The 23699-nt window shown below is 54.6% G+C and carries 20 protein-coding genes and 2 pseudogenes; 9 read left to right on the top strand and 13 right to left on the bottom strand.

What is annotated here, in order from left to right; all coding sequences use genetic code 11:
• Positions 1 to 31 precede the first annotated feature (31 nt).
• The 8 genes from Q3H59_RS23060 to Q3H59_RS23025 all read right to left on the bottom strand — a co-directional run bounded on the left by Q3H59_RS23060 (position 32) and on the right by Q3H59_RS23025 (position 6558).
• A complete protein-coding gene (locus tag Q3H59_RS23060; RefSeq protein WP_280173161.1) occupies positions 32 to 961 on the bottom strand; it encodes a glyoxylate/hydroxypyruvate reductase A in 930 nt (309 codons plus the stop codon).
• Positions 958 to 1407: a type II 3-dehydroquinate dehydratase gene (locus Q3H59_RS23055; RefSeq protein WP_137387340.1), complete on the bottom strand. Its 450-nt coding sequence runs from the start codon at positions 1405 to 1407 to the stop codon at positions 958 to 960. Before Q3H59_RS23055 ends, Q3H59_RS23060 begins: the two co-directional genes overlap by 4 nt.
• 64 nt (positions 1408 to 1471) lie before the next feature.
• Complete coding sequence (locus tag Q3H59_RS23050) at positions 1472 to 2083, bottom strand: glutathione S-transferase family protein (RefSeq protein WP_309837516.1); 612 nt, start codon at positions 2081 to 2083, stop codon at positions 1472 to 1474.
• A complete protein-coding gene (locus tag Q3H59_RS23045; RefSeq protein ID WP_309837514.1) occupies positions 2080 to 3078 on the bottom strand; it encodes an NAD(P)H-quinone oxidoreductase in 999 nt (332 codons plus the stop codon). Before Q3H59_RS23045 ends, Q3H59_RS23050 begins: the two co-directional genes overlap by 4 nt.
• Before the next feature lie 18 nt (positions 3079 to 3096).
• Positions 3097 to 4245, bottom strand: a complete 1149-nt coding sequence (locus Q3H59_RS23040; RefSeq protein WP_309837512.1) for an ABC transporter ATP-binding protein — start codon at positions 4243 to 4245, stop codon at positions 3097 to 3099.
• A 39-nt stretch (positions 4246 to 4284) separates the two neighbouring features.
• The gene (argE, locus tag Q3H59_RS23035) at positions 4285 to 5436 is read right to left on the bottom strand and encodes an acetylornithine deacetylase (RefSeq protein WP_309837510.1); all 1152 of its coding nucleotides are present in this window, start codon (positions 5434 to 5436) and stop codon (positions 4285 to 4287) included.
• Between the two features lie 8 nt (positions 5437 to 5444).
• Positions 5445 to 6119 (bottom strand): DUF1028 domain-containing protein, encoded by a 675-nt coding sequence (locus tag Q3H59_RS23030; protein ID WP_137387335.1) that lies wholly within the window; start codon positions 6117 to 6119, stop codon positions 5445 to 5447.
• A 13-nt stretch (positions 6120 to 6132) separates the two neighbouring features.
• Complete coding sequence (locus Q3H59_RS23025) at positions 6133 to 6558, bottom strand: RidA family protein (protein ID WP_008106850.1); 426 nt, start codon at positions 6556 to 6558, stop codon at positions 6133 to 6135.
• A gap of 232 nt (positions 6559 to 6790) precedes the next feature.
• Here Q3H59_RS23025 and Q3H59_RS23020 point away from each other — a divergent pair.
• A pseudogene (locus Q3H59_RS23020) lies at positions 6791 to 6949 on the top strand (acyl-CoA thioesterase); the annotation flags it as partial.
• Between the two features lie 123 nt (positions 6950 to 7072).
• Here Q3H59_RS23020 and Q3H59_RS23015 read toward each other — a convergent pair.
• Positions 7073 to 8092, bottom strand: coding sequence for a LacI family DNA-binding transcriptional regulator (locus tag Q3H59_RS23015; RefSeq protein WP_309837508.1), 1020 nt, complete (start codon positions 8090 to 8092; stop codon positions 7073 to 7075).
• Between the two features lie 249 nt (positions 8093 to 8341).
• Here Q3H59_RS23015 and ascF point away from each other — a divergent pair, with 249 nt between their 5' ends.
• Positions 8342 to 9793: a PTS cellobiose/arbutin/salicin transporter subunit IIBC gene (ascF, locus tag Q3H59_RS23010; protein WP_309837506.1), complete on the top strand. Its 1452-nt coding sequence runs from the start codon at positions 8342 to 8344 to the stop codon at positions 9791 to 9793.
• 11 nt (positions 9794 to 9804) lie between these two features.
• Positions 9805 to 11241 carry a 6-phospho-beta-glucosidase gene (locus Q3H59_RS23005; RefSeq protein ID WP_309837504.1) on the top strand — a complete coding sequence of 479 codons (1437 nt, stop codon included), beginning with the start codon at positions 9805 to 9807 and terminating at the stop codon, positions 11239 to 11241.
• Positions 11242 to 11415: 174 nt separating this feature from the next.
• Here Q3H59_RS23005 and Q3H59_RS23000 read toward each other — a convergent pair whose 3' ends face one another.
• Positions 11416 to 13464: an FUSC family protein gene (locus tag Q3H59_RS23000; RefSeq protein WP_309837501.1), complete on the bottom strand. Its 2049-nt coding sequence runs from the start codon at positions 13462 to 13464 to the stop codon at positions 11416 to 11418.
• Between the two features lie 474 nt (positions 13465 to 13938).
• Between Q3H59_RS23000 and Q3H59_RS22995 the strand changes: the two genes are divergently transcribed.
• Genes Q3H59_RS22995 through Q3H59_RS22985 form a run of 3 tightly spaced genes read left to right on the top strand, consistent with a single transcriptional unit; the run spans position 13939 to position 16185 of the window.
• Positions 13939 to 14499 carry a YfiR family protein gene (locus tag Q3H59_RS22995; RefSeq protein WP_192413482.1) on the top strand — a complete coding sequence of 187 codons (561 nt, stop codon included), beginning with the start codon at positions 13939 to 13941 and terminating at the stop codon, positions 14497 to 14499.
• Between the two features lies 1 nt (position 14500).
• Positions 14501 to 15715 carry a diguanylate cyclase domain-containing protein gene (locus Q3H59_RS22990; RefSeq protein WP_137387329.1) on the top strand — a complete coding sequence of 405 codons (1215 nt, stop codon included), beginning with the start codon at positions 14501 to 14503 and terminating at the stop codon, positions 15713 to 15715.
• The gene (locus tag Q3H59_RS22985) at positions 15712 to 16185 is read left to right on the top strand and encodes an OmpA family protein (protein WP_192413091.1); all 474 of its coding nucleotides are present in this window, start codon (positions 15712 to 15714) and stop codon (positions 16183 to 16185) included. The genes Q3H59_RS22990 and Q3H59_RS22985 overlap by 4 nt, the downstream gene beginning before the upstream one ends.
• On the opposite strand, the gene uvsE is transcribed toward Q3H59_RS22985, so the two are convergent.
• Positions 16172 to 17146 carry a UV DNA damage repair endonuclease UvsE gene (uvsE, locus tag Q3H59_RS22980; RefSeq protein WP_192413094.1) on the bottom strand — a complete coding sequence of 325 codons (975 nt, stop codon included), beginning with the start codon at positions 17144 to 17146 and terminating at the stop codon, positions 16172 to 16174. The two genes, Q3H59_RS22985 and uvsE, sit on opposite strands and share 14 nt — an antisense overlap.
• A gap of 83 nt (positions 17147 to 17229) precedes the next feature.
• The gene (locus Q3H59_RS22975; RefSeq protein ID WP_192413096.1) at positions 17230 to 19260 is read right to left on the bottom strand and encodes a choline transporter; all 2031 of its coding nucleotides are present in this window, start codon (positions 19258 to 19260) and stop codon (positions 17230 to 17232) included.
• 255 nt (positions 19261 to 19515) lie between these two features.
• On the opposite strand from Q3H59_RS22975, the gene betI reads away from it, so the two are divergent.
• The 3 genes from betI to betA are packed head-to-tail and all read left to right on the top strand — an operon-like array spanning position 19516 to position 23303.
• Entirely contained in the window at positions 19516 to 20109 is a 594-nt protein-coding gene (betI, locus tag Q3H59_RS22970; RefSeq protein ID WP_101761563.1) for a transcriptional regulator BetI, read from the top strand.
• Positions 20110 to 20122: 13 nt separating this feature from the next.
• Positions 20123 to 21595 carry a betaine-aldehyde dehydrogenase gene (gene betB, locus Q3H59_RS22965; protein WP_309837495.1) on the top strand — a complete coding sequence of 491 codons (1473 nt, stop codon included), beginning with the start codon at positions 20123 to 20125 and terminating at the stop codon, positions 21593 to 21595.
• 28 nt (positions 21596 to 21623) lie between these two features.
• Positions 21624 to 23303 carry a choline dehydrogenase gene (gene betA, locus Q3H59_RS22960; RefSeq protein ID WP_192413101.1) on the top strand — a complete coding sequence of 560 codons (1680 nt, stop codon included), beginning with the start codon at positions 21624 to 21626 and terminating at the stop codon, positions 23301 to 23303.
• Positions 23304 to 23345: 42 nt separating this feature from the next.
• On the opposite strand, the pseudogene Q3H59_RS22955 reads toward betA, so the two are convergent.
• Positions 23346 to 23525 (bottom strand): annotated as a pseudogene (locus Q3H59_RS22955) (VapC toxin family PIN domain ribonuclease); the annotation flags it as partial.
• Between the last annotated feature and the right edge of the window lie 174 nt (positions 23526 to 23699).

Here is a 23699-nt window from a genome sequence, read left to right as displayed (position 1 = left end):
ATGTTTGGTCGCCATGAATGGCGACCAGAGGTTAATACCCCTGCTGCGGGAAGACCTGATGCAATACCGCTTCGCCGCGTGCGGCGCGCTGGATATTCGCGGCGACCTGCGGTGCCGCGCTGGCCGGAATGGCAACCGAAGCCAGATGCGGCGTGATCAATACATTATCCATACCCCACAGCGCATCTTCGGGCGGCAACGGTTCGCGGTCAAACACATCCAGCGTCGCCTCGGCGATCTGTCCACGCTGCAACGCCTGCGTTAACGCCGCCTGATCAACAATCGCTCCGCGCGACACATTGATAAACGCGCAGCCGTGCGGTAACCGTGCCAGTCGTTCAGCACTTAGTAAGCCCTGGGTTTGCGGCGTGAGCGGCAGCATCACTACCAAAATATCGCTGCTGGCGAGGAAAGCATCCAACGCGTCTATTCCGCTGCTACAGGTAATGCCATCGATGGTTTTCTGCGATCGTGACCAGCCGCGCACATTCAATCCCTGGCGCGCCAGCTCCTGCGCGGCGTGCGCGCCCAATTCACCCAATCCCAGCACGCCAACGCGCACGGTTTCCGGCGAACGCGGATGCAGGTAATGCCAGCGTCGTTCACGTTGTGCCCGCTCAAAAGCCGGAATGTCACGCACATAACGCAGCACGGCAAACAGCACGAAGCTGGCCATCATCCGCGCCATATGCGGATCAGACAAACGAACAATGGGAATATCCGGCAAATCATCGCGCCCGACCAGCGAATCAACGCCCGCACCCAGATTTATAAGCAGTTTCAGGTTGCGATAAGGGGCGAAAAAACCTTGCGGCGGCTTCCACACCAACGCGAAATGCACCTCATCATCGTTTTGCACCTCTTCCGCCCGACAAAGCGTTACGCCCGGCAGATGCGGTGCGAGCAACGCTGACCACTGTTCAAAACTGTCGAACTCGCTGTAAAAGACCAAAATACTCATGCCGCATTCGCCTTGATCAACTCAACTACCGCATCTATTGCCAGTTCGTAACCAATCACGCCCAAGCCTGCAATCACGCCAGTGGCGGCTTTTGATACCAGCGAATGATGGCGGAACGGCTCGCGTTTCCAGATGTTACTCATGTGCGCTTCGATGATCGGGCCATCAAACATCAGCAATGCATCGAGAATCGGCACCGAACTGTAGGTTAAACCGGCGGCGTTAATGATCAATCCGGCAGCCTGCTGACGCGCTTCCTGAATCCAGTCAACCAGCACGCCTTCGTGATTGCTTTGGCGAAATTGCAGTGTGATGTTGTGTGATGCTGCCCGGCGCTGGCAGCGTTCATCAATGCTGGCAAAGCTTTCGCTGCCGTAAGTGCCGTTCTTGTCCATGCCGTACAGATTAGCGTTCGGGCCGTTAAGAAAAAAAATCTGCTGTGTCATCTGAGCTCCTGAGTCACTGTGCAGTTGTCGCCCGAAAGGGTGACCGAATGACGATTAATGGCGATCAATGCGGGCGCGTGGCGGCCATCGCCGGATGGGCATCGAACAGGGCGAACCACGCGGCAGTCCGCGGATGGTTTGCCCGCCAGTTAAGAGCATCGAAGCGGAAATCGAGATAACCGAGCGCGCAGCCGATGGCAATCAAACCCACGTCATTAGGCTGCGTACTAAAACCCGCAACCTGACACTCAATTTCCCGTAGCGCCGCAAAGACTTTTTTCAGCTGAGCATCGGCCCAGCCATGCCACTGCTTTTCCAATGGGCGGGCACTGAACTCGTAACGCGCCAGCAAGGCGGCATCGATCAAACCGTCGCCTAACGCCTGGCGCGACAAACTCAACCAGCGCGCATCACCCTGTGACGGGATTAAACCGCCTTGCGCGCGGGCATTGAGGTATTCGCAAATCACGCGGCTGTCGTACAGACATGCCCCTTGTTCGGTTCGCAGTGCGGGCACTTTGGCTAACGGATTAACGATGGCGATGCGCTCATCACGTTCAACCGGATGCGCCGCCGAATCCAGAAGCTCAATCTCATTCGTGAGCCCAAGACAATGCGCAGTCACCATCACTTTGCGCACATAGGCAGAGGTGGTGGCGTAAAACAGTTGCATCATGCCAACGCTCCTTGCTGATCCACGCTCAGCAACACTTTGCCAATGTTGGCGTTGGCCTCTAGGATTCGATGTGCATCCGCCGCCTGCGCCAGCGGCAAAATTTGATGCAGCGTGGGTTTGATTTTGCCTGCTACGATCAGCGGCAGCAGATGTTTACGGATGCACGTCGCCAGGCGCGCCTTTTCAGCAGCGCTTTTGGGGCGCAGCGTGGAAGAGGTCAAACTCAGTCCTTTACTCATCACCAATTGCAGATCGAGCTCGATCTTCGCGCCCTGCATAAATGACAAGCTCACATGACGTCCGCCTTGCGCTAATACGCTAAGATTGCGCGCCACGTAATCACCACCCACGTTATCCAGCACCACATCCACGCCTTGCCCTGCGGTTTCCGCTGCAATCACCGCGACAAAATCCTCTTTATGACGATCAATGGCGCGCCAGACGCCAAGCTGTTGCAGCGCCGCAATTTTGTCGGCACCGCCTGCGGTGGCCACCACACGTGCACCACAGGCGTGCGCACATTGGATGGCAAAGGTGCCAACGCCGCTGGCGGCACCGTGAATCAGTACGGTTTCACCGGGGGCTAAACGGCCTAGCTCAAACAGGTTGTGCCACACAGTAAACGCCGCTTCGGGGATGCCCGCTACATGCGCCAAAGGCAGATTATCGGGCACCGGCAAACACAACTCAGCGCGCGCCACGCAATAGTCGGCATAACCGCCACCGTTCAGCAGCGCCATTACTGCGTCGCCGATGGCGAAACCACTAACCCCTGCACCTAACGCCACCACGTTACCTGCTACCTCCAGACCGAATACATCTGAGCTGCCCGGTGGGATTGGCATGCCGTTACGCTGCATAATGTCAGGACGATTAACGCCCGCGCTGGCGACGCGAATCAATACCTCACCCGCCGCAGGTTGTGGCACGGTACGTTCTACCACCGTTAACACCTCTGCGCCGCCCGGCTGGCGAGCAATTATCGCGTTCATCATTTCAGGCACCATCGGATCTTATCCTTGCTTAGCGGCGGTAAAGGCGCACACGCCTTCATCATCAAAGGTGATGCCCACTACGCTACCCACTGGCCAGCGGGTTAGGGATTCCAGACCCGACTGGCGCGCAAACAGCGAGGCGCTGCCGAGCGCTGGCACATCAAGATGCACATCAACGTGATCGCCCTGAAACACATGGGTGATCACCGTGGCGCTCAGGAAACAGTGCGAAGAGAGCGGCCCCAATTGAATGTTTTCCGGACGCACATACACATCGAGTCGCTCGCCAACGCTCGCCTGCACGCGCTCTGCTGGCAGACGCAGCACATTGCCGCCCAGCTCAAGCACCGCAGCGTGATCGCGCCCGGCATAACGTCCAGGCAAGATGTTGACGTCACCGACAAAGCCCGCCACAAACGGATCGCGCGGCTGGCGATAGATTTCATCCGGTGTACCGATTTGGCGCACATGCCCCGCCGACATCACCACCACGCGATCGCTCATGCTAAGCGCTTCGCCCTGATCGTGGGTGACAAACACCGTGGTGACGCCTAACTTGCGCTGGATGGCTTTCAGTTCGACCTGCATCGATAAACGCAGATTCTTGTCCAGCGCGGAAAATGGTTCATCCAGCAACAAGACTTTTGGACGGATCACCAGCGCACGCGCCAGTGCCACACGCTGCTGTTGTCCGCCGGAGAGTTCACGCGGTTTGCGATGGCCGTAACCCGCCAGTTTGACCAACGCTAATGCTTGCTCAACGCGCTCCGCGATTTCGGCCTTTGGCACCCCGCGCATACGCAGGCCATAACCCACATTTTTCTCCACCGTCATATGCGGAAACAGCGCGTAGTTCTGGAACACAATGCCGATTTCACGCTGGTAAGGGGGGATTTCCGTGACCAATTCGCCATCAATAAAAATCTCGCCGCCATCAGCTTCAGCAAAACCGGCCATCAAATTGAGCAACGTGGTTTTGCCGCAGCCCGAGGGGCCGAGCAGGGTAATAAATTCCCCTTCCTCAATAGTCAGGGAAATTTTGTGCAGCGCGATAGCGTCGCCAAACTTTTTCAGCACGCCATCTAATTGTACGGCGATGTTGCTGCTTTTCACTGCGGCGCGCGGCATATCGGGCTGTGGGAATCGGGTGATTTCTGCACTAACCATGAACTCTCCAAAGCAATTGGTGTGACGTTGTCACAGTAATTATTGACTCATCCATGCGGCTAAGCGCTGCAACATGGCGTCACAGGCATCCAACTGAGCGATGCTGATGAATTCGTCGGGTTTATGACCTTGCGCCATGCTGCCAGGCCCACAAATCACGCTGGGAATACCGGCCTGGTGGAACAAGCCGCCTTCGGTGCCAAAGGCTACCGTACTGAAGTCGCTGGATTGAGTGAGATAGGCGATCAATCGCGCAGCGTCACTTTGGGCATCGGTTAATAACCCGGGATAGCCACTGATAGGATAAAAACGGATCGCGCTGTCCACTGCGACTGCCTGCATACGCGGCACCAGCTCTGATTGCGCGAAGGTCTCGATCTCAGCGGCAACGGCTTGCGCGTCATGCTGGGGCAAGGTGCGCACTTCAAAATCAAAGACGCATTCAGCGGGCACGATGTTCAATACAGTGCCGCCACGAATAATGCCGGTTTGCACCGTCGTAAAAGGGGGATCAAAACGTGTGTCATGTTGTGCAGTCTGCGCCAGGCGCTCGCCGATCGCCGTTAATTGGTGAACTAGCTGCGCAGCATATTCGATGGCATTGACACCCTGCGGCGCATAGGCAGAATGGCAAGCCGCGCCCTTCACTTCGCAGCGCACACCCAGTTTTCCCTTATGACCGAGCACCGGTTGCAATTCGGTGGGTTCACCAATCAGGCAGATTGACGGCTTTTCCGGGCGCTGCGACAGCGCCTCCAGCAAGGTGCGCACGCCCAGGCAGCCGACCTCTTCGTCATAGGAGATTGCCAGATGCAGCGGTTGCTTTAGCGGCTGTGCCAGAAAATGGGGCACTGCCGCCAGCATGCAGGCGATGTAACCTTTCATATCAGCGGTGCCGCGCCCGTATAACTTGCCGTCACGTTCGGTGAGCGCGAACGGTGGCACGCTCCAGTTTTGTCCCTCCACCGGCACCACATCGCTGTGGCCGGAGAGCATTACGCCGCCATCGCCAGCGGGTCCAAGACGTGCATACAAATTGGCTTTACTGCGTTCCGCGTTGTGAATTAGCTCACCGTTTACTCCCAAATCATTCAGGTAACGCCAGACGAAATCGATCAATGCCAGGTTGGATTCACGGCTGGTGGTGTCAAACGCCACCAGCTTTTCAAGCAGTTGTCGGCTGGTAAACATGGAAACTCCTACTCGTCGCCCGGCACGCCATAACGGGGTGCCTGCGTTGGATCAATGGCGCGCGTCACGTAATCGTTCATTTGCGGTTGATAAGCCAGCCACAACTGGTCGAGTTCGCTAATTGGATCGCCATCCGTCCAGTCAACACGCAGATCGACAATCGGCCACACCTGATCATCAACGATCGACAAGGCAGAGGAGTGCACCGGCCCCGCTTCCCCGCCTGCCTGCATGCCCGCTTGCAGCGCTGCCATTAAGCGCTCGGCTAAGTGACCGGAATGCTGTTCGAAGGCGCTTACCATCGCCGGAATCACCTCAGGATTAGCCAGCAGATTGCCCGCCGCAACACAGTGATGACCGGTTTGCGCGTTATGAATGCCCAGCGTTTTGTCGCCGCTAAAGCAGGCCGTTTGGCCATCGGCGGCTAACACCGTCACCTGGCGATAAGAGGAAGAGTCGTCGCTGGCGAGTCCGGCTTTGAGCGCGGCTTCTGCGCTGTCGCCTTGTTGCAGGCGATCAAGAATGCGCGGGCCTAGCGCGGGTAAGGTAATGTTCTGAGTTGATACTGCGCCCACTGCCGCGCGAAGCCATGGGCAACGTGCGCCTACCGCAATGCTGGATGAGCTAATGGCAATGCCGATTTGACCGGTTGCGTCGCAGCGTCCCACAATGGATAACGTCATCGTTTCGCGCCTCTTATTCCGCTTGCCAGTCGTCAGGAATAACCGCGATCACATCGATTTCCATCAACCATTGCGGTTGACCTAAACCGGAAATCACCAAACCGGTGGAGATCGGGAACACACCTTTCAGCCACTTGCCGACCACCTGATACACCGGCTCGCGATAGCGGGGATCAATGATGTAAGTGGTGGTTTTGACGATGTGCGATAAATCGCTGCCCGCTTCTTCCAGTAGCTGTTTAACGTTTTTCATCGCCTGTTCGGCTTGCGCGGCGGGATCGCCTAATCCTACCAGGTTGCCCGCGAAGTCGGTGCCAATCTGCCCACGGACATACACGGTATTGCCTGCGCGCACCGCCTGACAGAGATCGTTATCCAGTGCCTGATTGGGATAGGTTTCTTTGGTGTTGAATTTACGGATGCGAGTATGTGTGGTCATGCTGGCCTGCTCTGCGAAAAAAGGGTTTCGCAAGGTATACCCTCCTACGCCTGGCAGCGAAAACAGCATTAACCGAGGTGTTGCTTTGAAAAATCCGAAGGAGCTAACGGTGATGATTTTTAGCATTAAATTGTGAACATCATCACCTGCCGACTAACCGGCGTTTACCGGACGTGCGTTCTGAGGTATACCACCCTGCTTATTCCCCTAACTCTCAGATAAGGATATAAAAATGTTTGCAAAGCAGTATGAGGTGGATGAAAAGCATATCGATTTTCAGGGCGTGGTCGATGGCCTTTATTATCCGTTTTATATGGAGTGGACGCGCCACGCTTATATGCGTGAAGCTTTAGGTATCGATATTGAAGAAGAGTTTAAACAGGGCAAAATTACGCTCCCGCACCGGATGGCGGTGCGGGGGGAACCCGTTTTCCCCTCAGCCTGTTAATAGAGAAATAAATTTCCACATAACATCAGTGGCTAAATGACTGGAATAAGAAACCCCAATTTTTCATCACTGATGGTGATGCGGTCCCGGCCCAACTGATTCACGCATAATTAATTCACCGGCAAAGGTTTTGTCATTGCGCATTTCGCCGCCATCCAGCATGGAAATCAGGCGATCAATGGTTTCCTGAATCATCTCGGTTACCGGCATTTTCACGCTGGATAACGCCGGAATGGTAAACGGCGCTAGCGGGATGTCATCGAAACCGATCACTGCCACTTGTGCAGGCACCGCAATCTGCGCGGCCGCCAGCGCTTTGAGCGCGCCCACCGCCATATCATCGTTACTGGCCACCAGCGCCGTGAAATTTCTGCCCTGCTTCAGTAACTGTTGCACCGCTGTCATGCCGTTTTGCGCCTGCCATTTTCCTTCGACCACCAGCGCATCTTCAACGGCAATGCCATGTTTGGTCAGCGCCGCGTGGTAGCCCGCCAGACGTTCGCGGCCGGTCGGCGAATCCAGTGAACCGGTGATAAAGGCGATGTCGCGATGGCCCAGCGCAATCAGCTGCTCCACCGCGACGCTGCTGCTGCGCTGTTGATCCGAGTAAATGCAGTAACTGTCGTGCTGACGCAGACGGCGGTTGATCACCAATATCGGGTGTTTATGCTGCGCAATGATGCTGTCCATTTCATCGGTGGTGAGAAAACGCGGATAGATGATCACGCCATCGCAGCGCAAATCGAGCAGGAACTGAATGGCCGCACGCTCCTCTTCGGCGCTGTGTTTACCATCCACCAGCAACAACTGACGTCCCTGCTGTTCCATCAGGCGCGCAGAGTGCTGCATCAACTCGCTGAAGTAGCTGCCGGTGTAAAGGGTATTGGTGATCACTAGCCCAATCGTCTGGCTGGATTTGGTCGCCAGATTGCGCGCCAGCAAGTTAGGACGGAAATCAGTAGCGGCAATCGCCTGATACACCTTCTCGCGTTTTTCCTGGCTGACATAGCCGTTGCCAGACAGCACACGCGATACGGTCGCTTTGGATACGCCTGCTACTTTTGCCACCTCGATTATCGTCGCCATGTTTCACTCTTTTTCCATGCTCATTGCAGCAGTGTACCTAAGCCACGAAATAGGCGGCAATTTTTCTGCCATCACCGCATAGCCGTCCAGTTAGTCAAAGCGATCAACTTCACACTTTCAACTATCGAATTTTAAATTTCTTGCCTGGATTACATTGCATCTTCATGATTTTGTGAAACCGGTTTCTCATGATGAAAAATCACGCAGAAACTGTTGTACCCCTACCAAATAATCAGAGATTAAAAATCCATGGCTAAAAATTATGCGGATGTCTCGCGCGCCATCGTGGCTGCGCTCGGCGGCCTGAACAATATCGAAGCGGTGACGCACTGCATGACGCGCCTGCGTTTCGTGGTGAAAGACAGCGCCAGCATTGATAACGCCACACTGAAAGCCATTCCCGGCGTGATGGGCGTGGTGCACACCGACACGCAGTGTCAGGTGATCATTGGTAACAATGTGAACCTCGCTTATCAGGAAGTGTTGAAGCTCGGCACGCCGAACAGCGAAGGCGCCGCGCCAGTGAAACGCAAAATCACCCTACGCAGCATCGGTGCCGGTATTCTTGATGCGCTGGTGGGCACCATGTCACCGTTGATCCCGGCGATTATTGGTGGCTCGATGGTAAAGCTGTTGGCGATGGTACTGGAGATGAGCGGCGTGCTGGAGAAAGACTCTTCCAAACTGATCATCCTCAACGTGATAGGTGACGGCGCGTTCTTCTTCCTGCCGATTATGGTGGCCGCCTCCGCCGCGCTGAAATTCAAAACCAACATGTCGCTGGCGATTGCCATCGCGGGTGTGCTGGTGCATCCCAACTTTGTCGATTTAATGGCGAAAGCCGCACAAGGCCAGGCGGTGGAATTTGCTTACATTCCGGTGACGGCGGTGAAGTACACCTACACGGTTATTCCGGCGTTAGTGATGACGTGGATTCTGTCGCATATCGAATACTGGGTTGATCGTATCACGCCTGCGGTTACCAAGAACTTCCTCAAGCCGATGCTGATTGTGCTGGTGGCCGCGCCGATTGCCATTGTGCTGATTGGACCGCTCGGCATCTGGATTGGTAGCGGCATTTCCGCGCTGGTCTACACCATTCACGGCTATCTTGGCTGGTTGTCGGTGGCGATTATGGGCGCGCTGTGGCCGCTGCTGGTGATGACCGGGATGCATCGCGTATTTACCCCCACCATCATTCAAACCATCGCCGAAACCGGCAAAGAAGGCATGGTGATGCCGTCGGAGATCGGGGCCAACCTGTCGCTGGGCGGTTCTTCGCTGGCGGTGGCATTCAAAACCAAGAACCCTGAACTGCGTCAAACTGCGTTTGCGGCGGCGGCATCGGCGATTGTCGCGGGCATTTCTGAACCGGCGCTGTATGGCGTGGCGGTCAGGTTGAAACGTCCGCTGATCGCTAGCCTGATCAGCGGCTTTATCTGCGGCGCAGTGGCCGGGATTGGTGGGCTTGCCAGCCATTCAATGGCCTCACCAGGCTTGTTCACCAGCGTACAGTTTTTCGATCCCACCAATCCGATGAGCATCGTGTGGGTCGCTGGCGTGATGGTGCTGTCGGTGGTGCTCTCCTTCATTCTGACGTTGATTCTCGGCTTTGAAGATATCCCGGTCACCGAGCCCGCACAGCCAAAGCCGGTAACGGATGATGCCAATCCCGCCAACGTTAATTTATCCAAGGTGTAAATGAGGTTTTTATGTCTGAAGTGACATTTCCAGAGGGATTTTTGTGGGGCGGCGCATTAGCCGCTAATCAGTCAGAGGGGAGCTATCTGGCGGGTGGTAAAGGTTTAACCACGGTGGATATGATCCCCCACGGTGCGCATCGCATGCCGGTAAAGTTGGGCCTGGAAAAGCGCTTCGAACTGCGCAGCGATGAGTATTACCCAAGCCATAACGCCATCGATTTTTACCGTCGCTATAAAGACGATATCGCGCTGATGGCAGAAATGGGTTTTACCGTGTTCCGTACCTCGATTGCCTGGAGCCGTATTTATCCGCAAGGCGATGAATTGACGCCTAACGCGGAAGGCATCGCGTTCTATCGCAGCCTGTTTGAAGAGTGCCAGAAATATGGCATCACGCCGCTGGTGACGCTGTGCCACTTCGATGTACCGATGCATTTGGTGACCGAATACGGTTCGTGGCGCAATCGCAAAATGATCGAATTTTTCAACCGCTACGCGCGTACCTGCTTTGAAGAATTCAACGGTCTGGTGAAGTATTGGCTGACCTTTAACGAGATCAATATCCTGCTGCACAGCCCGTTTTCTGGCGCAGGTTTGGTGTTTGAACCGGGCGAAAACCCGGAGCAGGTGAAGTATCAGGCGGCGCATCACGAGCTGGTGGCAAGCGCGCTGGTGACTAAAATCGCCCATGAAATTAACCCGGAAAACCAGGTCGGCTGCATGCTGGCGGGTGGCAACTTCTATCCGTGGTCATGTAAGCCGGAGGATGTATGGGCCGCGCTGGAGAAGGATCGCGAAAACCTGTTCTTTATCGATGTGCAGGCGCGCGGCGCTTATCCTTCGTATGCCGCGCGGGTGTTCCGCGAAAAAGGCATAGAGATTGCGATGGAAGCGGAAGATGCCGCTACGCTGCGTCACACCGTTGATTTCGTCTCCTTCAGCTATTACGCCTCACGCTGCGCCTCGGCAGAGATGAACGAGCAAAACAGCAGCGCCGCCAACGTGGTGAAATCGCTGACCAATCCGCATGTCAAACGCAGCGATTGGGGCTGGGGCATCGATCCACTCGGTCTGCGTATCACCATGAACATGATGTATGACCGCTACCAGAAGCCGCTGTTTCTGGTGGAAAACGGACTCGGCGCGCACGATGAAATCAATGCCGACGGCGAGATTAACGACGATTACCGCATCAGCTATCTGAAGGAGCATATTCAGGCGATGGGCGAAGCGATTGCCGATGGTATCCCGCTGATCGGTTATACCACGTGGGGCTGCATCGATTTGGTGGCGGCCTCGACCGGCGAAATGAGTAAGCGCTACGGGTTTGTTTATGTCGATCGTGATGACAAAGGCAACGGCAGCCTGGAACGCATCCGCAAAAAATCATTCTGGTGGTACAAGCAAGTGATCGCCAGCAACGGGCGAAATCTGGAGGCGCTGTAAATAAGTGGTCGCCATGAATGGCGTAATGCCGATCAGTTAAGCGCCGTTTCAAATCACCGCACCTTCCGTAGCGGCGCGATTTATCGCGCAATGAATTGCGCCGCTACAATGTGTGATCTCGGTGATGAGGGTTTCATGTCTTAACTGACGAGCATTACTCCATGAATGGCGACCCTACTTAATGATTGGCCACGCTTGTTGCGGGAACAGATAGAGCCGAATACTGAACAGATGGAACAGCGGCGTCAGCACCCTTTCGTCGCGCTTCGCCAGTTGTTCCAGCTTCAGCAACAGTAAATCCAGCTCCTCCTGCAAATCCGCATGCGGTGGGGTTTGCAGTGACTTCAGGCGGCGTTTGAGAAACAGCGCCAGCTCATGAAACATCTGTCCACTATCCAGATGATATTGCTGCAGCAGCTCTTTGTGGCGCGCGTAATAATCAAAACTGTTCACGCCCAGCCACACTTCCTTGAGCAACATGCCGGCTGAACGCATATCGGGATGCGGATCGAGCCGTAAGCGCGGCAACACCACATTCACTTTATCCAGCATCAGGCTGATAAAACGTTGCCGTCCCAGCAGTGACGAACCGTTTCGTTCGGTCTCTTTAATAAAGCGCAATAGCTCGCGCAGACCTTGTCGCACGGCGCGGCGCGCGGTCCATGATGGGCGTTTGTTACGCATGATGGCGGTGATGATTACCGCAAACATCACGCCCGCCATGGTGGCAATCGCGTTATTGATTAGCAGCACCAAATCGGGTTTTAAATGGTGGCCGAGGCCGATAAAGCCGGGGATCTGAATCGCTACGCTCAGGCCTATCATGTTGGTCGAGGGCCGCGCGATCATCAGCGCCAGAATCATCAGTCCGGGTGCAAGACAAATCATCAGCGCCTCAAACGAAGTGGCTTGCGGCAGCAGCAGCGCCACGTAAATTACGCTGATAATGATCGCCACGATTACGCCACGCACAAACAGCTTCATTGAAGTCAGCGGCGTATCCTGGCTGGCGAGCAATGAGCAGAGAATCGCCGCCATCACCGGTGCCGATGCGCCATCACGCCAGCCTGATCCCATCCACAGCAAGCAGGAACCGAAGGTGGCACAGAACGCGGTTAGCGCCGAAAGCCGAATTAACCCTTTATCGAAAAAGCGGTGCGTGCGTTTGCCGCGCGCCAGTGTGGTGTCGCCCGACAGGTCGCTTACCAATCCACCAACGCTTTGATAGGCCCCGGCAATACGGACAAAATCCGCCAGCCGTTCCATTAATCCGGTAAAAAGCAGCCAGTTTTCAGTAGGCAAGTCGCCGTTTTGCCAGGCGAGGTTAAGTTCAGCCTGACAAGCGCTTAACGTCTGCTGGATGCCGCCGGTTTCCCCTACCGCTTCACCATCATTGAGCCACTGTAGAAACAGCTGAAAGGTTTGCGCCACGTTTTCCGGAAAGGCGATCTGCAGTATCGAGAGCCGCTGCAGGCGCATCTCGATAGCCGTGAGAGTCGGGATCAAATAGGAGAGATGTTGATACTGCACGCTAACCAGGCGAATCAGTCTCCGCGCGGCGTCACCTTCATAAACGCAGTGGGTGATCAGCACTTCCACCTGCTGCGGATGCGTTGCCATGCGGATCAGAATATCGTCACGCTCAGGCGAACTATCGCTGGGAATGCCGGAAAGCAAATCGCTGCACAGTTTGCGCGCGTTAAGATACCAGTGGCTGACACTCTGCTCCAACAGACTGCGCATCGATACCGGAAACAACAGCGCATGCACAAGGCTGCTGCAGACGATGCCGAGCGTGATCTCTTCTATACGCGAAATCACCGTGCTGGTGATCGACAGCGGCGTGGTGACTTCCGGAAAACCCATGATCGCCGCGCTGTAACCGGCCAGCATAAACACGTAACTCTTCGGCGTGCGGTCGTGCAGTGACAGATAGAGGCAAACGCTGACCCATAACGAAATGCAGAAACAGAACAGCAGCGGATGCTGAACGGTCGGCGGAAAGATAAAGAAGACGAATACGCCGCCCAATAGTGTCCCCAGCAGACGGAACACCGATTTGGAAATGGTTGAGGCGGAATAGAGCTGTGATGCGAGCAATACCGTGGTCACCGCCCACGCCGGTTTATCCAGATTCAGTTCGAGTGCGAAATAGAGTGCCAGAAAGGCGGCCAAACAGGTTTTTACAGCAAAAAAAACGGCGTTTTTTGAAAACCACTGCATGACACGGTGACCAGGATGTACTGAATGTTGCGTATCCTGCCAGAATGTGAAAAAGCCTCACCTCGATAAATATGTCGAATTATTTCGTAATCGAAAACCATGTTCATCGCGCGGTTTGCATGTGGCGCAGATGCGTAAGCACGGCTAATGAAAATCCACGTTAAAGATGCGGTTTTGTCGCTAATTTATCCGGCATCAGCGATTTAAGCCGTTTTAACGCGTAGCAGTTATCAGGCCGATAAATGTGTGCTGGATCACACTTTGGTGAAGTGCGCCCTTTTTGGTCGTTTATCCATAAAATAATTTCGCGCAATGCCGTCTACAAATATCGCAGAAATTTGTGGAATGCTCGGGTGAGTATTTTGCGAGAAAATCGCCATGAATAGCGGCCCTACGAACTGTAGGTACATTTTTAACCGTAGCGGTGCTACTATTTGCGCGCTGAATAATGCGAAGAACTCTCGGGAACGCAGTATGTTACGTAAACATCAACTTCATCGGGAAGCCGACGTACTGCTTTCCCTGCTCCATATCTGCAAAATCGTCGTAACTGCCCTATTTCTGCTGCTGTTTATTTCTCGCTCAGCAATTGCTGAAATAAAAGACGATAAAGCCAATCGCATTGTCAGCGGTATTATTAGTTTTACCCATTGGCCGGGTTTAACCGGCGCGCCGCAACTCTGCGTATTTTCCTCCGCGCAACATCTCTCATTGCCACAAAATAGTGTGCCTTCAGCCGTTCCGTTTAGCGTGGTTTATCTCGCCAGTGAAAGTGAACTGGCAACGCAGCATTGCGATGCGGTCTATTTTGGCGATCAGACGCCGCAACAACAGGTTGAACTTTTTAATCACCTCAAAGGTAAGGCGGTATTAACCCTCGCTGAAAACAATGCGGAATGTACCATTGGCGCCGCCTTCTGCCTGATTTTTAAACCCGACCACACGCTGTTCTCAGTCAACCTTGATTCGCTTGCCAGGAGCGGCGTCAAGGTGAGTCCGGACGTACTGTTGCTGTCCCGCAATGGAAGCAAATAAGATGAAAATAGAAAATTCACTAAATGACAAATCATCGATTCGTAACAAGCTGCGCAAGATTAGCACCATCAACTCTGCGGTGATTTTATTGCTGTGCTGGCTGCTGCTCTCATCGACTTCCCTGCTGTTTATTAAAAGCTACGAGAAAAGAAATCTGGAATTAATTGCCGCCACGCTCAGCACCACGCTGACGGCCGCCACGGTATTTGAAGACAGCTACGACGCGCATAATAAAATCGCGCGCCTCGGCAATGAAGGCATGTTCGATTCCGCCAAACTGGTGACTGACGATCACACTGTTTTAGTTGACTGGCATGATCGACAAGAACAGACCGGCTGGTATCCGCGATTATTACGTGAGTGGATTTATCTTAAACCGCTCAGCGTTAATATTAACCACTCGGAAGCCAATGTCGGTACGCTGACGCTGGAAGGCACCGTTACCGGTGCGGCCGATTTCATCCGTTATTCGCTGATGATTCTGACCAGCGGCATGCTGTGCGTGTTAATCATCTCCTTCCTGCTGAGTGAATTTCTCCATCGCGGCATACTTGCCTCATTGCGTAATATCACCAGCTCGATCCACTACGTGATCCATTCTGGTGATTTTTCCTTACGTATCCCGGAAAGCCCGACGCGCGAATTTCAGCTGTTTTCCAATGACCTCAACTCGTTGCTGACAGAGATGCAGACGCTGCAGGCTTCTCTGATCCGCGATAATCGCACGCTGGCCGCCAAAGCGCTGGAAGACCCGCTGACCGGCCTCGCCAACCGCGCCGCCTTTGTGGCGCGTTTAACTCAACTGCTCGATCAGCAACTGGCGAAAGAGCGCTTTGTTTTACTGTTTCTCGATGGCGATCGCTTTAAAAGCATCAATGATAACTGGGGCCATGCCGCCGGTGATGAAGTACTGAAAGCGATTGGTTCGCGCCTTTCCGCATTGGCGTATAAACAGGATTTAGTCGCGCGTTTAGGCGGCGATGAGTTTGCCATGCTGGTGAGCAGCCGCGCCAGCGAGGCGCAATTGCAGTTGCTGATGCAGGATATTAATGAAGCCATCAGCCAGAAAATTGTTATTGCTGAAGGCACTCCGATTTCCACCTCGGTGACCATTGGCTACGCCTGGTCGCAGCACGGCGATACGGTTGAGTCGATTCTGGAACGCGCAGATATGAACATGTACAAAAATAAGGGAAAGAGTAAGGTGCGGAGATGAAGATGAAAATTTTCCTGATGGTGTGTGTGCTGGCGCTGGTCGGTTGCCAGGCAAAAGGACGTTTCAGTGATGAACAGATCGCGGCGATGCGTAATGCCGGTTTCAGCCAAAATAGCGAAGGCTGGGGATTAGGTTTATCGGACAAAATTCTGTTTGGCGTCAACGAATCGGAACTCACTCCCGCCAGTAAAAACACCATTCAGACAATGGCGAAAAATCTGGCGACGACCGGCATTAAGCATGTGCGTATTGATGGTCATACCGATAATTACGGCAAAGCGGATTACAACCAGCAGCTGTCGTTGAAAAGAGCCAACGCCGTTGCGACACAATGGGCGCAAGGCGCAGGCATTCCGCGCGAAAATATCGTTACGCGCGGCTTAGGAATGAGCGCGCCGATTGCCAGCAACAATAACCCGCAGGGCCGTGCGCAAAACCGCCGCGTGGCGATTGTGATTACGGCGCCGTGATGATCTGGCGCTCGACTGCATAATCGTACAAACGGTCGCGCGCTAAATTTTTCATTTTCACTTCGCACATAATATCGAAGGCATCAAACGACAGCGCCCAGTCATTTAAGCTTTGATTGAAGTAATAATCGGCATGGGCGCGAAGTTTGGTTTTCGACACCGCTAAATCCTGCTGATCCGGGAAACCGTGATCGGGAATCAAACCTTCCTGCGCAATCGAATAGTGCAAAACTGGCCGCACACCGCGCCACGACGCTTTTATCAGCGCGATGCGCGCATCATCAGCCTGAATATAGTGGTTCTCTTTCACCCAATGATGGTGAATATCCAGCACTACCGGACACAACTCACGCGCCTGCAACACATCGTCCAGCGAACAGGATATTTCATCATTCTCCACCGTCAGCATATTGCGCGCTTCAGGGGTGAGCCGCAGAAACGCGGCGCGGAATCCCTCAAAGCCTTTTTTGCCGTTCATATGGATGTTGATTTTGAAATCCTGAAACTGTCGGCCATAACCCATTAATACCGCACAGGTGGCGTGATACTCCACATCCTCAATCGCGCGATCGACCACGCCGTCATTATCGGAGGCCAGCACCGTATATTGGCCGGGGTGGAATGAAAGCCGAATATTATTAGCGCGCGCCAGCTCGCCGCAGCGGCGTAGTAACGGCGTAAGATCGGGCAATAATTCACCGTACAGCTGAGTCGCTTGCGGCACCGTGTAAAGCGGCAATAGATCGCTGCCGATGCGCATCATGCGCAGCGCGTCGGGCTGCGTGGCCAGCTTTTCAAGCGTGAGAGTGAGATTTTGCAGATTGTTTTGCGCCAGTTGGTTTAGCAGCGTGATGCGTGATTCATCATCGAGACTAAGAAAGCGCGTGCGGGTGGTGCTTTTGAAGGGATACGGCTGTTTAGCCTGTTGATCCAGATACTTACAAGCAAAGCCTAATTTCATTTCATCCCCCGTTTAATCAGCGTGAAAGTGTAGCTGCGATCGGAGAAAGTGCCAGGTGCGCATCGCGGCGCACCTGGCTGAGATCACACGTCTGGGAAGGTCATATTGCTGCCCGGCGCTTCACGATGCAGATGGATAAAGTTCAGGTGACGTTCGTACTGATCGAGAATGTCGATGATCACCTGCTCTTTGTTGTAGTCCATCAAATCATTGCCCTGGCTGCCTTCCAGCAAGAAGGTTTCCAGGCGGTAATAGGTCGATTTACCGCTACGTGCGCGATAGGTAAAGCCCGGTACCGAATACTGCTGTGGCCAGATTTGATAAACGAAATCCTGCTCCTCGCCCAGCAACACGCGCAGATCAAGGTGGCCCAGCGGCTGCCCCTCTTCTGGCTCGGCACGCTCCAGCGATACACGTCCACCGCGCAGCTCCAGCTCTTTCGCCACATCCTGCATCGCCGGGAACAGCACCTCTTCCATCATCTTCTGCGTATAGCGCGTGCCCGGATAGTTCATCAGACGCGACAGGCGCTTCTTCCAGCTCAGGCGATCGTTACTGGCCGGAATGTACGGCGCAGTATCGCGGCTGGCGCTGGCGCGGCGGTGATCTTCCACCTTCAGCGATTTATACAGCCCGGCCATCACAAAGAAGATCACAAAGCTAAACGGTAAGCCCATGATCACCGTGGCGTTCTGCAAGGCAGAAATTCCGTTGGTCATCAGCATGCCCATCGTCAGCACACCAATCGCAATCGACCAGAAGATACGCAGCCAGTTCGGTGCATCGCTGTTGATGTCTTTCAGCTTCGAGGTGAAGTTACCCAGCACCAGCGAACCGGAATCCGCCGACGTCACGTAGAACAGCATGCCGGTGATGGTGGCCACCGAAGCACTGAATTTAAACGCCGGATACTGCGCCAGCAGGCTATAGAAGCCGCGTTCGGCATGCGCCATCACTTCCTGCGCAAAGCCGGCATCGCCGTGAATGATTTCATACAGCGCCGCGTTACCAAACACCGACAGCCACAGCAGCGTAAAGGTGAACGGGATAATCAGCGTACCCAACACGAACTCACGAATGGTACGACCGCGCGAGATACGTGCGAGGAACAGACCGACAAACGGCGACCAGGCAACCCACCACGCCCAGAAGAACAGCGTCCAGCTATTCATCCACTCGCGTGGCTGATCGAAGGCAAAGGTATTCAACGTCATGCCCATAAAGCGATTGACGTAATCACCAACGTTCAGCACCAGCGCGTTGAGCAGGAAATCGGTTTTGCCCATAAACAGCACGAACAGAATTAAGCCCAGCGCCAGCGCGACGTTCAGCTCAGAAAGAATACGGATGCCTTTATCCACGCCGGATGTTACTGAGATGGTGGCGATGATCACCGACAGCACAATCAGCGCGGCCTGCGCCGTGAAACCTTCCGGCACATCGAACAGCACGTTGAGGCCGTAGTTCAGCTGCACCACACCAATCCCCAACGTGGTGGCGATACCAAAGATGGTGCCGATCACCGCGGCAATATCCACCGTGTGACCAATCGGGCCATTAATGCGTTTGCCGAAAATCGGATAGAGCGCCGAACGGATGGTGAGCGGCAGGTTGTAGCGATAGCTGAAGTAGCCGAGCGCGATGCCCATTAATGCGTACATCGACCAGCCGGTGACGCCGTAGTGGAACAGCGTCCATACCATCGCCTGACGCGCGGCTTCCATGGTCTGCCCTGCACCTTCTGGCGGCTGCATGTATTGGGTTACCGGCTCGGCAACCGAGAAGAACATCAGGTCAATACCGATGCCGGCGGCAAACAGCATCGCCGACCAGCTCAGCAAGCTGAACTCGGGTTTGGATTGCTCCGGCCCCAGCTTGATGGCGCCGTAGCGCGAACACGCCATATAGATGACGAAAACGATGTACAGCGTGGCAGCGAGCATGTAGTACCAGCCAAACGTGGAGGTGACCCAGTTAACGGCGGTCAAAAGCCAGCTGGCAGCGAGTTCGCTGTAAAAAATCGTGACAAGTGAAAATGTCAGAATCAGTCCGGCGGAGGTGTAAAACACCACAGGATTGATTCTGTCTTTTTCACTGGCAGGTGGATTAATCATCGATTACCTCTGGTTAATTTCCTGTAGTACGTGCCAAAGAAGCTCGCGGAGATCGCCATTAACGGCATCCCGACGAGGCAAAATGCGGTTTTCGTGGGATGCGCGTGCATACGCATCCGCTGAGTCCCTTCGCTTCCCCGCTTCGTTTTTGTAACAATCCAAGCACAGCATCCTAACAAATTTCTTTTTTATATTGAACGTGCAATCAAAAAAAGTTTTAATAGTGTTCTAAGATTGAAGTGGAGCTGGAGTGTTATGCCAAAAGTGGGAATGCAGCCGATACGTCGTCGGCAACTGATTGATGCGACCCTGAGCACCATCAACGAAGTCGGGATCAACGATGCCACCATTGCGCAGATTGCGCGACGTGCTGGCGTATCGACAGGCATCATTAGCCACTACTTCAAAGACAAGAACGGTCTGCTGGAAGCCACGATGCGTGACGTAACACGTCAGCTACGTGATGCGGTAGCAGCAAGGTTAAAACCGCTGGCAGACGCCACAACGGAAGCGCGCCTGCTGGCGATTGTGGAAGGCAACTTTGATGATTCTCAGGTGCACAGCGCCGCAATGAAAGCCTGGCTGGATTTTTGGGCCAGCAGCATGCATCAGCCACAGTTGGGCCGCTTAGAACGCGTGAGCAGCCGGCGCCTGTTTTCCACATTGGCAGCCGAGTTTCGTCGCGTTATCCCGCGTGAAAAGGCGCGTCTGGCGGCACATGGCCTCGCTTCATTGATTGATGGCCTGTGGCTTCGCGCAGCACTCAGCGGCAAACCGTTCGATTTGGCTATCGCCAGACAGCTCACCACCCAATTCATTCGTCAGCAATTGGCTGACCAGAATCACTGAGGAAGGAGAAATCATGTCCCGATTCACCGAGCAACACCTTTATATTGATGGCGCGTTGGTTCCCGCTGCGGCAGGTAACACATTCCAGACCATCAACCCGGCGAACGGCGAAGTGCTGGCCGACGTGCATGAAGCGGAACGCGCAGACGTTGATCGCGCTGTTGCCGCCGCGAAAAAAGGCCAGAAAATCTGGGCGGCGATGACCGCGATGGAACGTTCACGCATTCTGCGTCGTGCGGTCGATATTCTGCGTGAGCGCAATGACGAACTGGCCGCGCTGGAAACCCTCGACACCGGCAAACCGCTGAGCGAAACCCAATACGTGGACATCGTCACCGGTGCCGACGTGCTCGAGTACTACGCGGGCTTGATTCCTTCTCTGGAAGGCCAGCAGATCCCGCTGCGCGATACCTCGTTCGTTTACACCCGCCGCGAACCGCTGGGCGTGGTAGCCGGGATCGGCGCGTGGAACTATCCGATTCAGATCGCGCTGTGGAAATCCGCGCCAGCATTGGCCGCCGGTAACGCGATGATCTTCAAACCCAGCGAAGTCACGCCGCTGACCGCGCTGAAACTGGCGGAAATCTATACTGAAGCGGGCGTGCCGAACGGCGTGTTCAACGTGTTGAACGGTCGCGGCGCGGTCACCGGCCAGCTGCTTACCGATCATCCGGGCATCGATAAAGTCTCCTTCACCGGCGGCGTTGCCAGCGGTAAGAAAGTGATGGCCAATGCGGCCGGTTCGACGCTGAAAGATGTCACCATGGAGCTGGGCGGCAAATCTCCGCTGATCATTTTCGATGACGCTGACCTCGATCTCGCCGCTGACATCGCGATGATGGCGAACTTCTACAGCTCGGGCCAGGTTTGCACCAACGGCACGCGCGTGTTTATCCCAGCTAATTTGCAAGCGGCGTTTGAAGCCAAAATCGCTGAGCGCGTGGCGCGTATTAAGGCCGGCGATCTCAACCATCCAGATACCAACTTCGGTCCGCTGGTGAGCTTCGCGCATCGCGACAACGTGATGCGCTTTATTGAATCCGGCATCAGCGAAGGTGCGCGCCTGCTGTGCGGCGGTAAACGTCTGAGCGGTGCGGCTTTCGATAACGGCGCATGGGTGGAACCGACCGTGTTCACCGACTGCCGCGATGAGATGACCATTGTGCGTGAAGAGATCTTCGGGCCAGTGATGTCGATTCTGACTTATGAAAGCGAAGAAGAAGTGGTTCGCCGCGCCAACGCCACCGAATTTGGCCTGGCGGTCGGTGTGGTAACCCAGGATCTTAACCGCGCGCACCGCGTAATTCACCAGATTGAAGCGGGCATTTGCTGGATCAATACCTGGGGCGAATCTGACGCCGCAATGCCGGTGGGCGGTTACAAACATTCGGGTGTGGGCCGTGAAAATGGCCTGATGACGCTGCAAAACTACACGCAGGTGAAATCTGTGCAGCTCGAAATGACCCGTTTTCAGTCCGTATTTTAATTTTGGCTTTTAACCTGAGGAACGACTAATGGAATTTGATTACATCATTATCGGAGCCGGATCCGCAGGGAACGTTTTGGCAACAAGACTGACCGAAGATAGCAGCGTCAATGTGCTGCTTTTAGAAGCCGGCGGCCCAGATTACCGCTTCGACTTCCGCACGCAGATGCCTGCGGCGCTGGCGTTCCCGCTGCAGGGAAAACGCTACAACTGGGCGTATGAAACTGAACCTGAGCCGTACATGAACAACCGCCGAATGGAGTGCGGCCGCGGTAAAGGTTTGGGCGGTTCGTCGCTGATCAACGGCATGTGCTACATCCGTGGTAACGCGATGGACCTCGATAACTGGGCCAGGGAGCCTGGTCTGGAAAACTGGAGCTACCTGAACTGCCTGCCCTACTATCGCAAATCAGAAACGCGCGATATCGGTGCCAATGATTATCACGGCGGCGAAGGTCCGGTGAGCATCACCACCTGTAAACCTGATAACAATCCGCTGTTTGCGGCGATGATTGAAGCCGGCGTGCAGGCAGGTTATCCGCGCACTGATGACCTGAATGGCTATCAGCAGGAAGGTTTCGGGCCAATGGATCGCTTTGTGACGCCGAAAGGTCGCCGCTCCAGCACCGCGCGCGGTTATCTCGATACCGCGAAAACCCGTCCGAACCTGAAAATCGTCACCCATGCGACCACCGACCGCATTCTGTTTGAAGGTAAACGCGCAGTTGGCGTGCAGTATCTGCTGGGTTCCAGCAATACCTCGCACCAGGCGCATGCACGTCGTGAAGTGCTGCTGTGCGCCGGAGCCATCGCCTCGCCGCAGATTCTGCAGCGTTCCGGAGTCGGATCCGCTGAATTGCTGAAACAGTTCGATATCCCGCTGGTGCATGATTTGCCGGGCGTGGGTGAGAACTTGCAGGATCACCTCGAAATGTACCTGCAATATGAGTGCAAAGAGCCAGTTTCGCTCTACCCGGCCTTGAAGTGGTGGAACCAGCCGAAAATCGGTGCGGAGTGGCTGTTTAATGGCACCGGCGTCGGTGCCAGCAACCACTTTGAAGGCGGCGGCTTTATCCGCAGCCGTGAAGAGTTCAGCTGGCCGAATATTCAGTATCACTTCCTGCCGGTGGCGATTAACTACAACGGCTCGAACGCGGTGGAAGCGCACGGCTTCCAGTGCCACGTTGGTTCGATGCGCTCACCGAGCCGCGGTCATGTACGCCTGAAATCACGCGATCCGCGTCGTCATCCAGCGATTCTGTTCAACTACATGTCACATGAGCAGGATTGGCAGGAGTTCCGCGATGCGATTCGTATCACGCGCCAGATCATCAACCAGCCGGCGCTGGATAAATATCGCGGTAAAGAGATCAGCCCAGGCCTGGATTGCCAGACCGATGAACAGCTGGATGAGTTTGTGCGAAATCACGGCGAAACGGCTTATCACCCGTGTGGCACCTGTAAAATGGGTAACGACGAGATGTCTGTCGTCGATGGTGAAGGCCGCGTTCACGGCGTTGAAGCCCTGCGCGTGGTAGATGCTTCAATCATGCCGCTGATCATCACCGGTAACCTGAACGCGACGACCATCATGATCGGCGAGAAAATCGCAGATAACATTCGTGGTCGACAGCCGCTGCCGCGCAGCGAAGCGGATTACTTTGTTGCCGGTGATAAACCGGTCCGCACTGAACCGATGCGTGGTTGAGGTTGATTTAGGGGCGACGTTGGTCGCCCTTTTCTTTGGTGGCTAACTAGCCCAATCCTGAAGATCCAAATCCACTACCCGAGCGAATACCCGCGTATTGTTAGTGACTAAAATTGTGCCTGCCGCAATGGCATGTCCGGCGATCGCCGCATCATTAGCACCAATCGGAGTACCAGACACATCCAAGGACATTGTCACTTTCGTCGTAGCATCTTTAGCCGCGTTTCACTGTCACAACGACAACCGCACTGCTGCCAGGCTCACGATTAAGGAAACAAGTAAAAGTATGTTGTAACTACAAACCTTAATGCTTTTCCCGTCGCATTTGTTCATACATAGCACCGCCCTCTTCATCTTTTCTGCTGAATTTTCTGCTTCAATAAATCGCCAATTTCA

It is taken from the genome of Pantoea sp. SORGH_AS_0659, from assembly GCF_031453915.1.
GTDB classification, from domain to species: domain Bacteria; phylum Pseudomonadota; class Gammaproteobacteria; order Enterobacterales; family Enterobacteriaceae; genus Pantoea; species Pantoea leporis.
The sequence above is the reverse complement of the archived record's forward strand: the minus strand, read 5'-3'. Positions and strand labels throughout refer to the sequence as shown.

Coding starts and splice junctions, on each gene's coding strand:
- Q3H59_RS23045 (WP_309837514.1), bottom strand. CDS start 3,078: ATGATGAACGCGATAATTGCTCGCCAGCCGGGCGGCGCAGAGGTGTTA.
- Q3H59_RS22995 (WP_192413482.1), top strand. CDS start 13,939: ATGTTACGTAAACATCAACTTCATCGGGAAGCCGACGTACTGCTTTCC.
- Q3H59_RS23050 (WP_309837516.1), bottom strand. CDS start 2,083: ATGATGCAACTGTTTTACGCCACCACCTCTGCCTATGTGCGCAAAGTG.
- Q3H59_RS23055 (WP_137387340.1), bottom strand. CDS start 1,407: ATGACACAGCAGATTTTTTTTCTTAACGGCCCGAACGCTAATCTGTAC.
- argE (WP_309837510.1), bottom strand. CDS start 5,436: ATGTTTACCAGCCGACAACTGCTTGAAAAGCTGGTGGCGTTTGACACC.
- Q3H59_RS23000 (WP_309837501.1), bottom strand. CDS start 13,464: ATGCAGTGGTTTTCAAAAAACGCCGTTTTTTTTGCTGTAAAAACCTGT.
- Q3H59_RS22990 (WP_137387329.1), top strand. CDS start 14,501: ATGAAAATAGAAAATTCACTAAATGACAAATCATCGATTCGTAACAAG.
- Q3H59_RS22985 (WP_192413091.1), top strand. CDS start 15,712: ATGAAGATGAAAATTTTCCTGATGGTGTGTGTGCTGGCGCTGGTCGGT.
- Q3H59_RS22975 (WP_192413096.1), bottom strand. CDS start 19,260: ATGATTAATCCACCTGCCAGTGAAAAAGACAGAATCAATCCTGTGGTG.
- Q3H59_RS23015 (WP_309837508.1), bottom strand. CDS start 8,092: ATGGCGACGATAATCGAGGTGGCAAAAGTAGCAGGCGTATCCAAAGCG.
- Q3H59_RS23030 (WP_137387335.1), bottom strand. CDS start 6,119: ATGACGTTATCCATTGTGGGACGCTGCGACGCAACCGGTCAAATCGGC.
- uvsE (WP_192413094.1), bottom strand. CDS start 17,146: ATGAAATTAGGCTTTGCTTGTAAGTATCTGGATCAACAGGCTAAACAG.
- Q3H59_RS23060 (WP_280173161.1), bottom strand. CDS start 961: ATGAGTATTTTGGTCTTTTACAGCGAGTTCGACAGTTTTGAACAGTGG.
- Q3H59_RS23025 (WP_008106850.1), bottom strand. CDS start 6,558: ATGACCACACATACTCGCATCCGTAAATTCAACACCAAAGAAACCTAT.
- Q3H59_RS23040 (WP_309837512.1), bottom strand. CDS start 4,245: ATGGTTAGTGCAGAAATCACCCGATTCCCACAGCCCGATATGCCGCGC.
- betI (WP_101761563.1), top strand. CDS start 19,516: ATGCCAAAAGTGGGAATGCAGCCGATACGTCGTCGGCAACTGATTGAT.
- Q3H59_RS23005 (WP_309837504.1), top strand. CDS start 9,805: ATGTCTGAAGTGACATTTCCAGAGGGATTTTTGTGGGGCGGCGCATTA.
- betB (WP_309837495.1), top strand. CDS start 20,123: ATGTCCCGATTCACCGAGCAACACCTTTATATTGATGGCGCGTTGGTT.
- betA (WP_192413101.1), top strand. CDS start 21,624: ATGGAATTTGATTACATCATTATCGGAGCCGGATCCGCAGGGAACGTT.
- ascF (WP_309837506.1), top strand. CDS start 8,342: ATGGCTAAAAATTATGCGGATGTCTCGCGCGCCATCGTGGCTGCGCTC.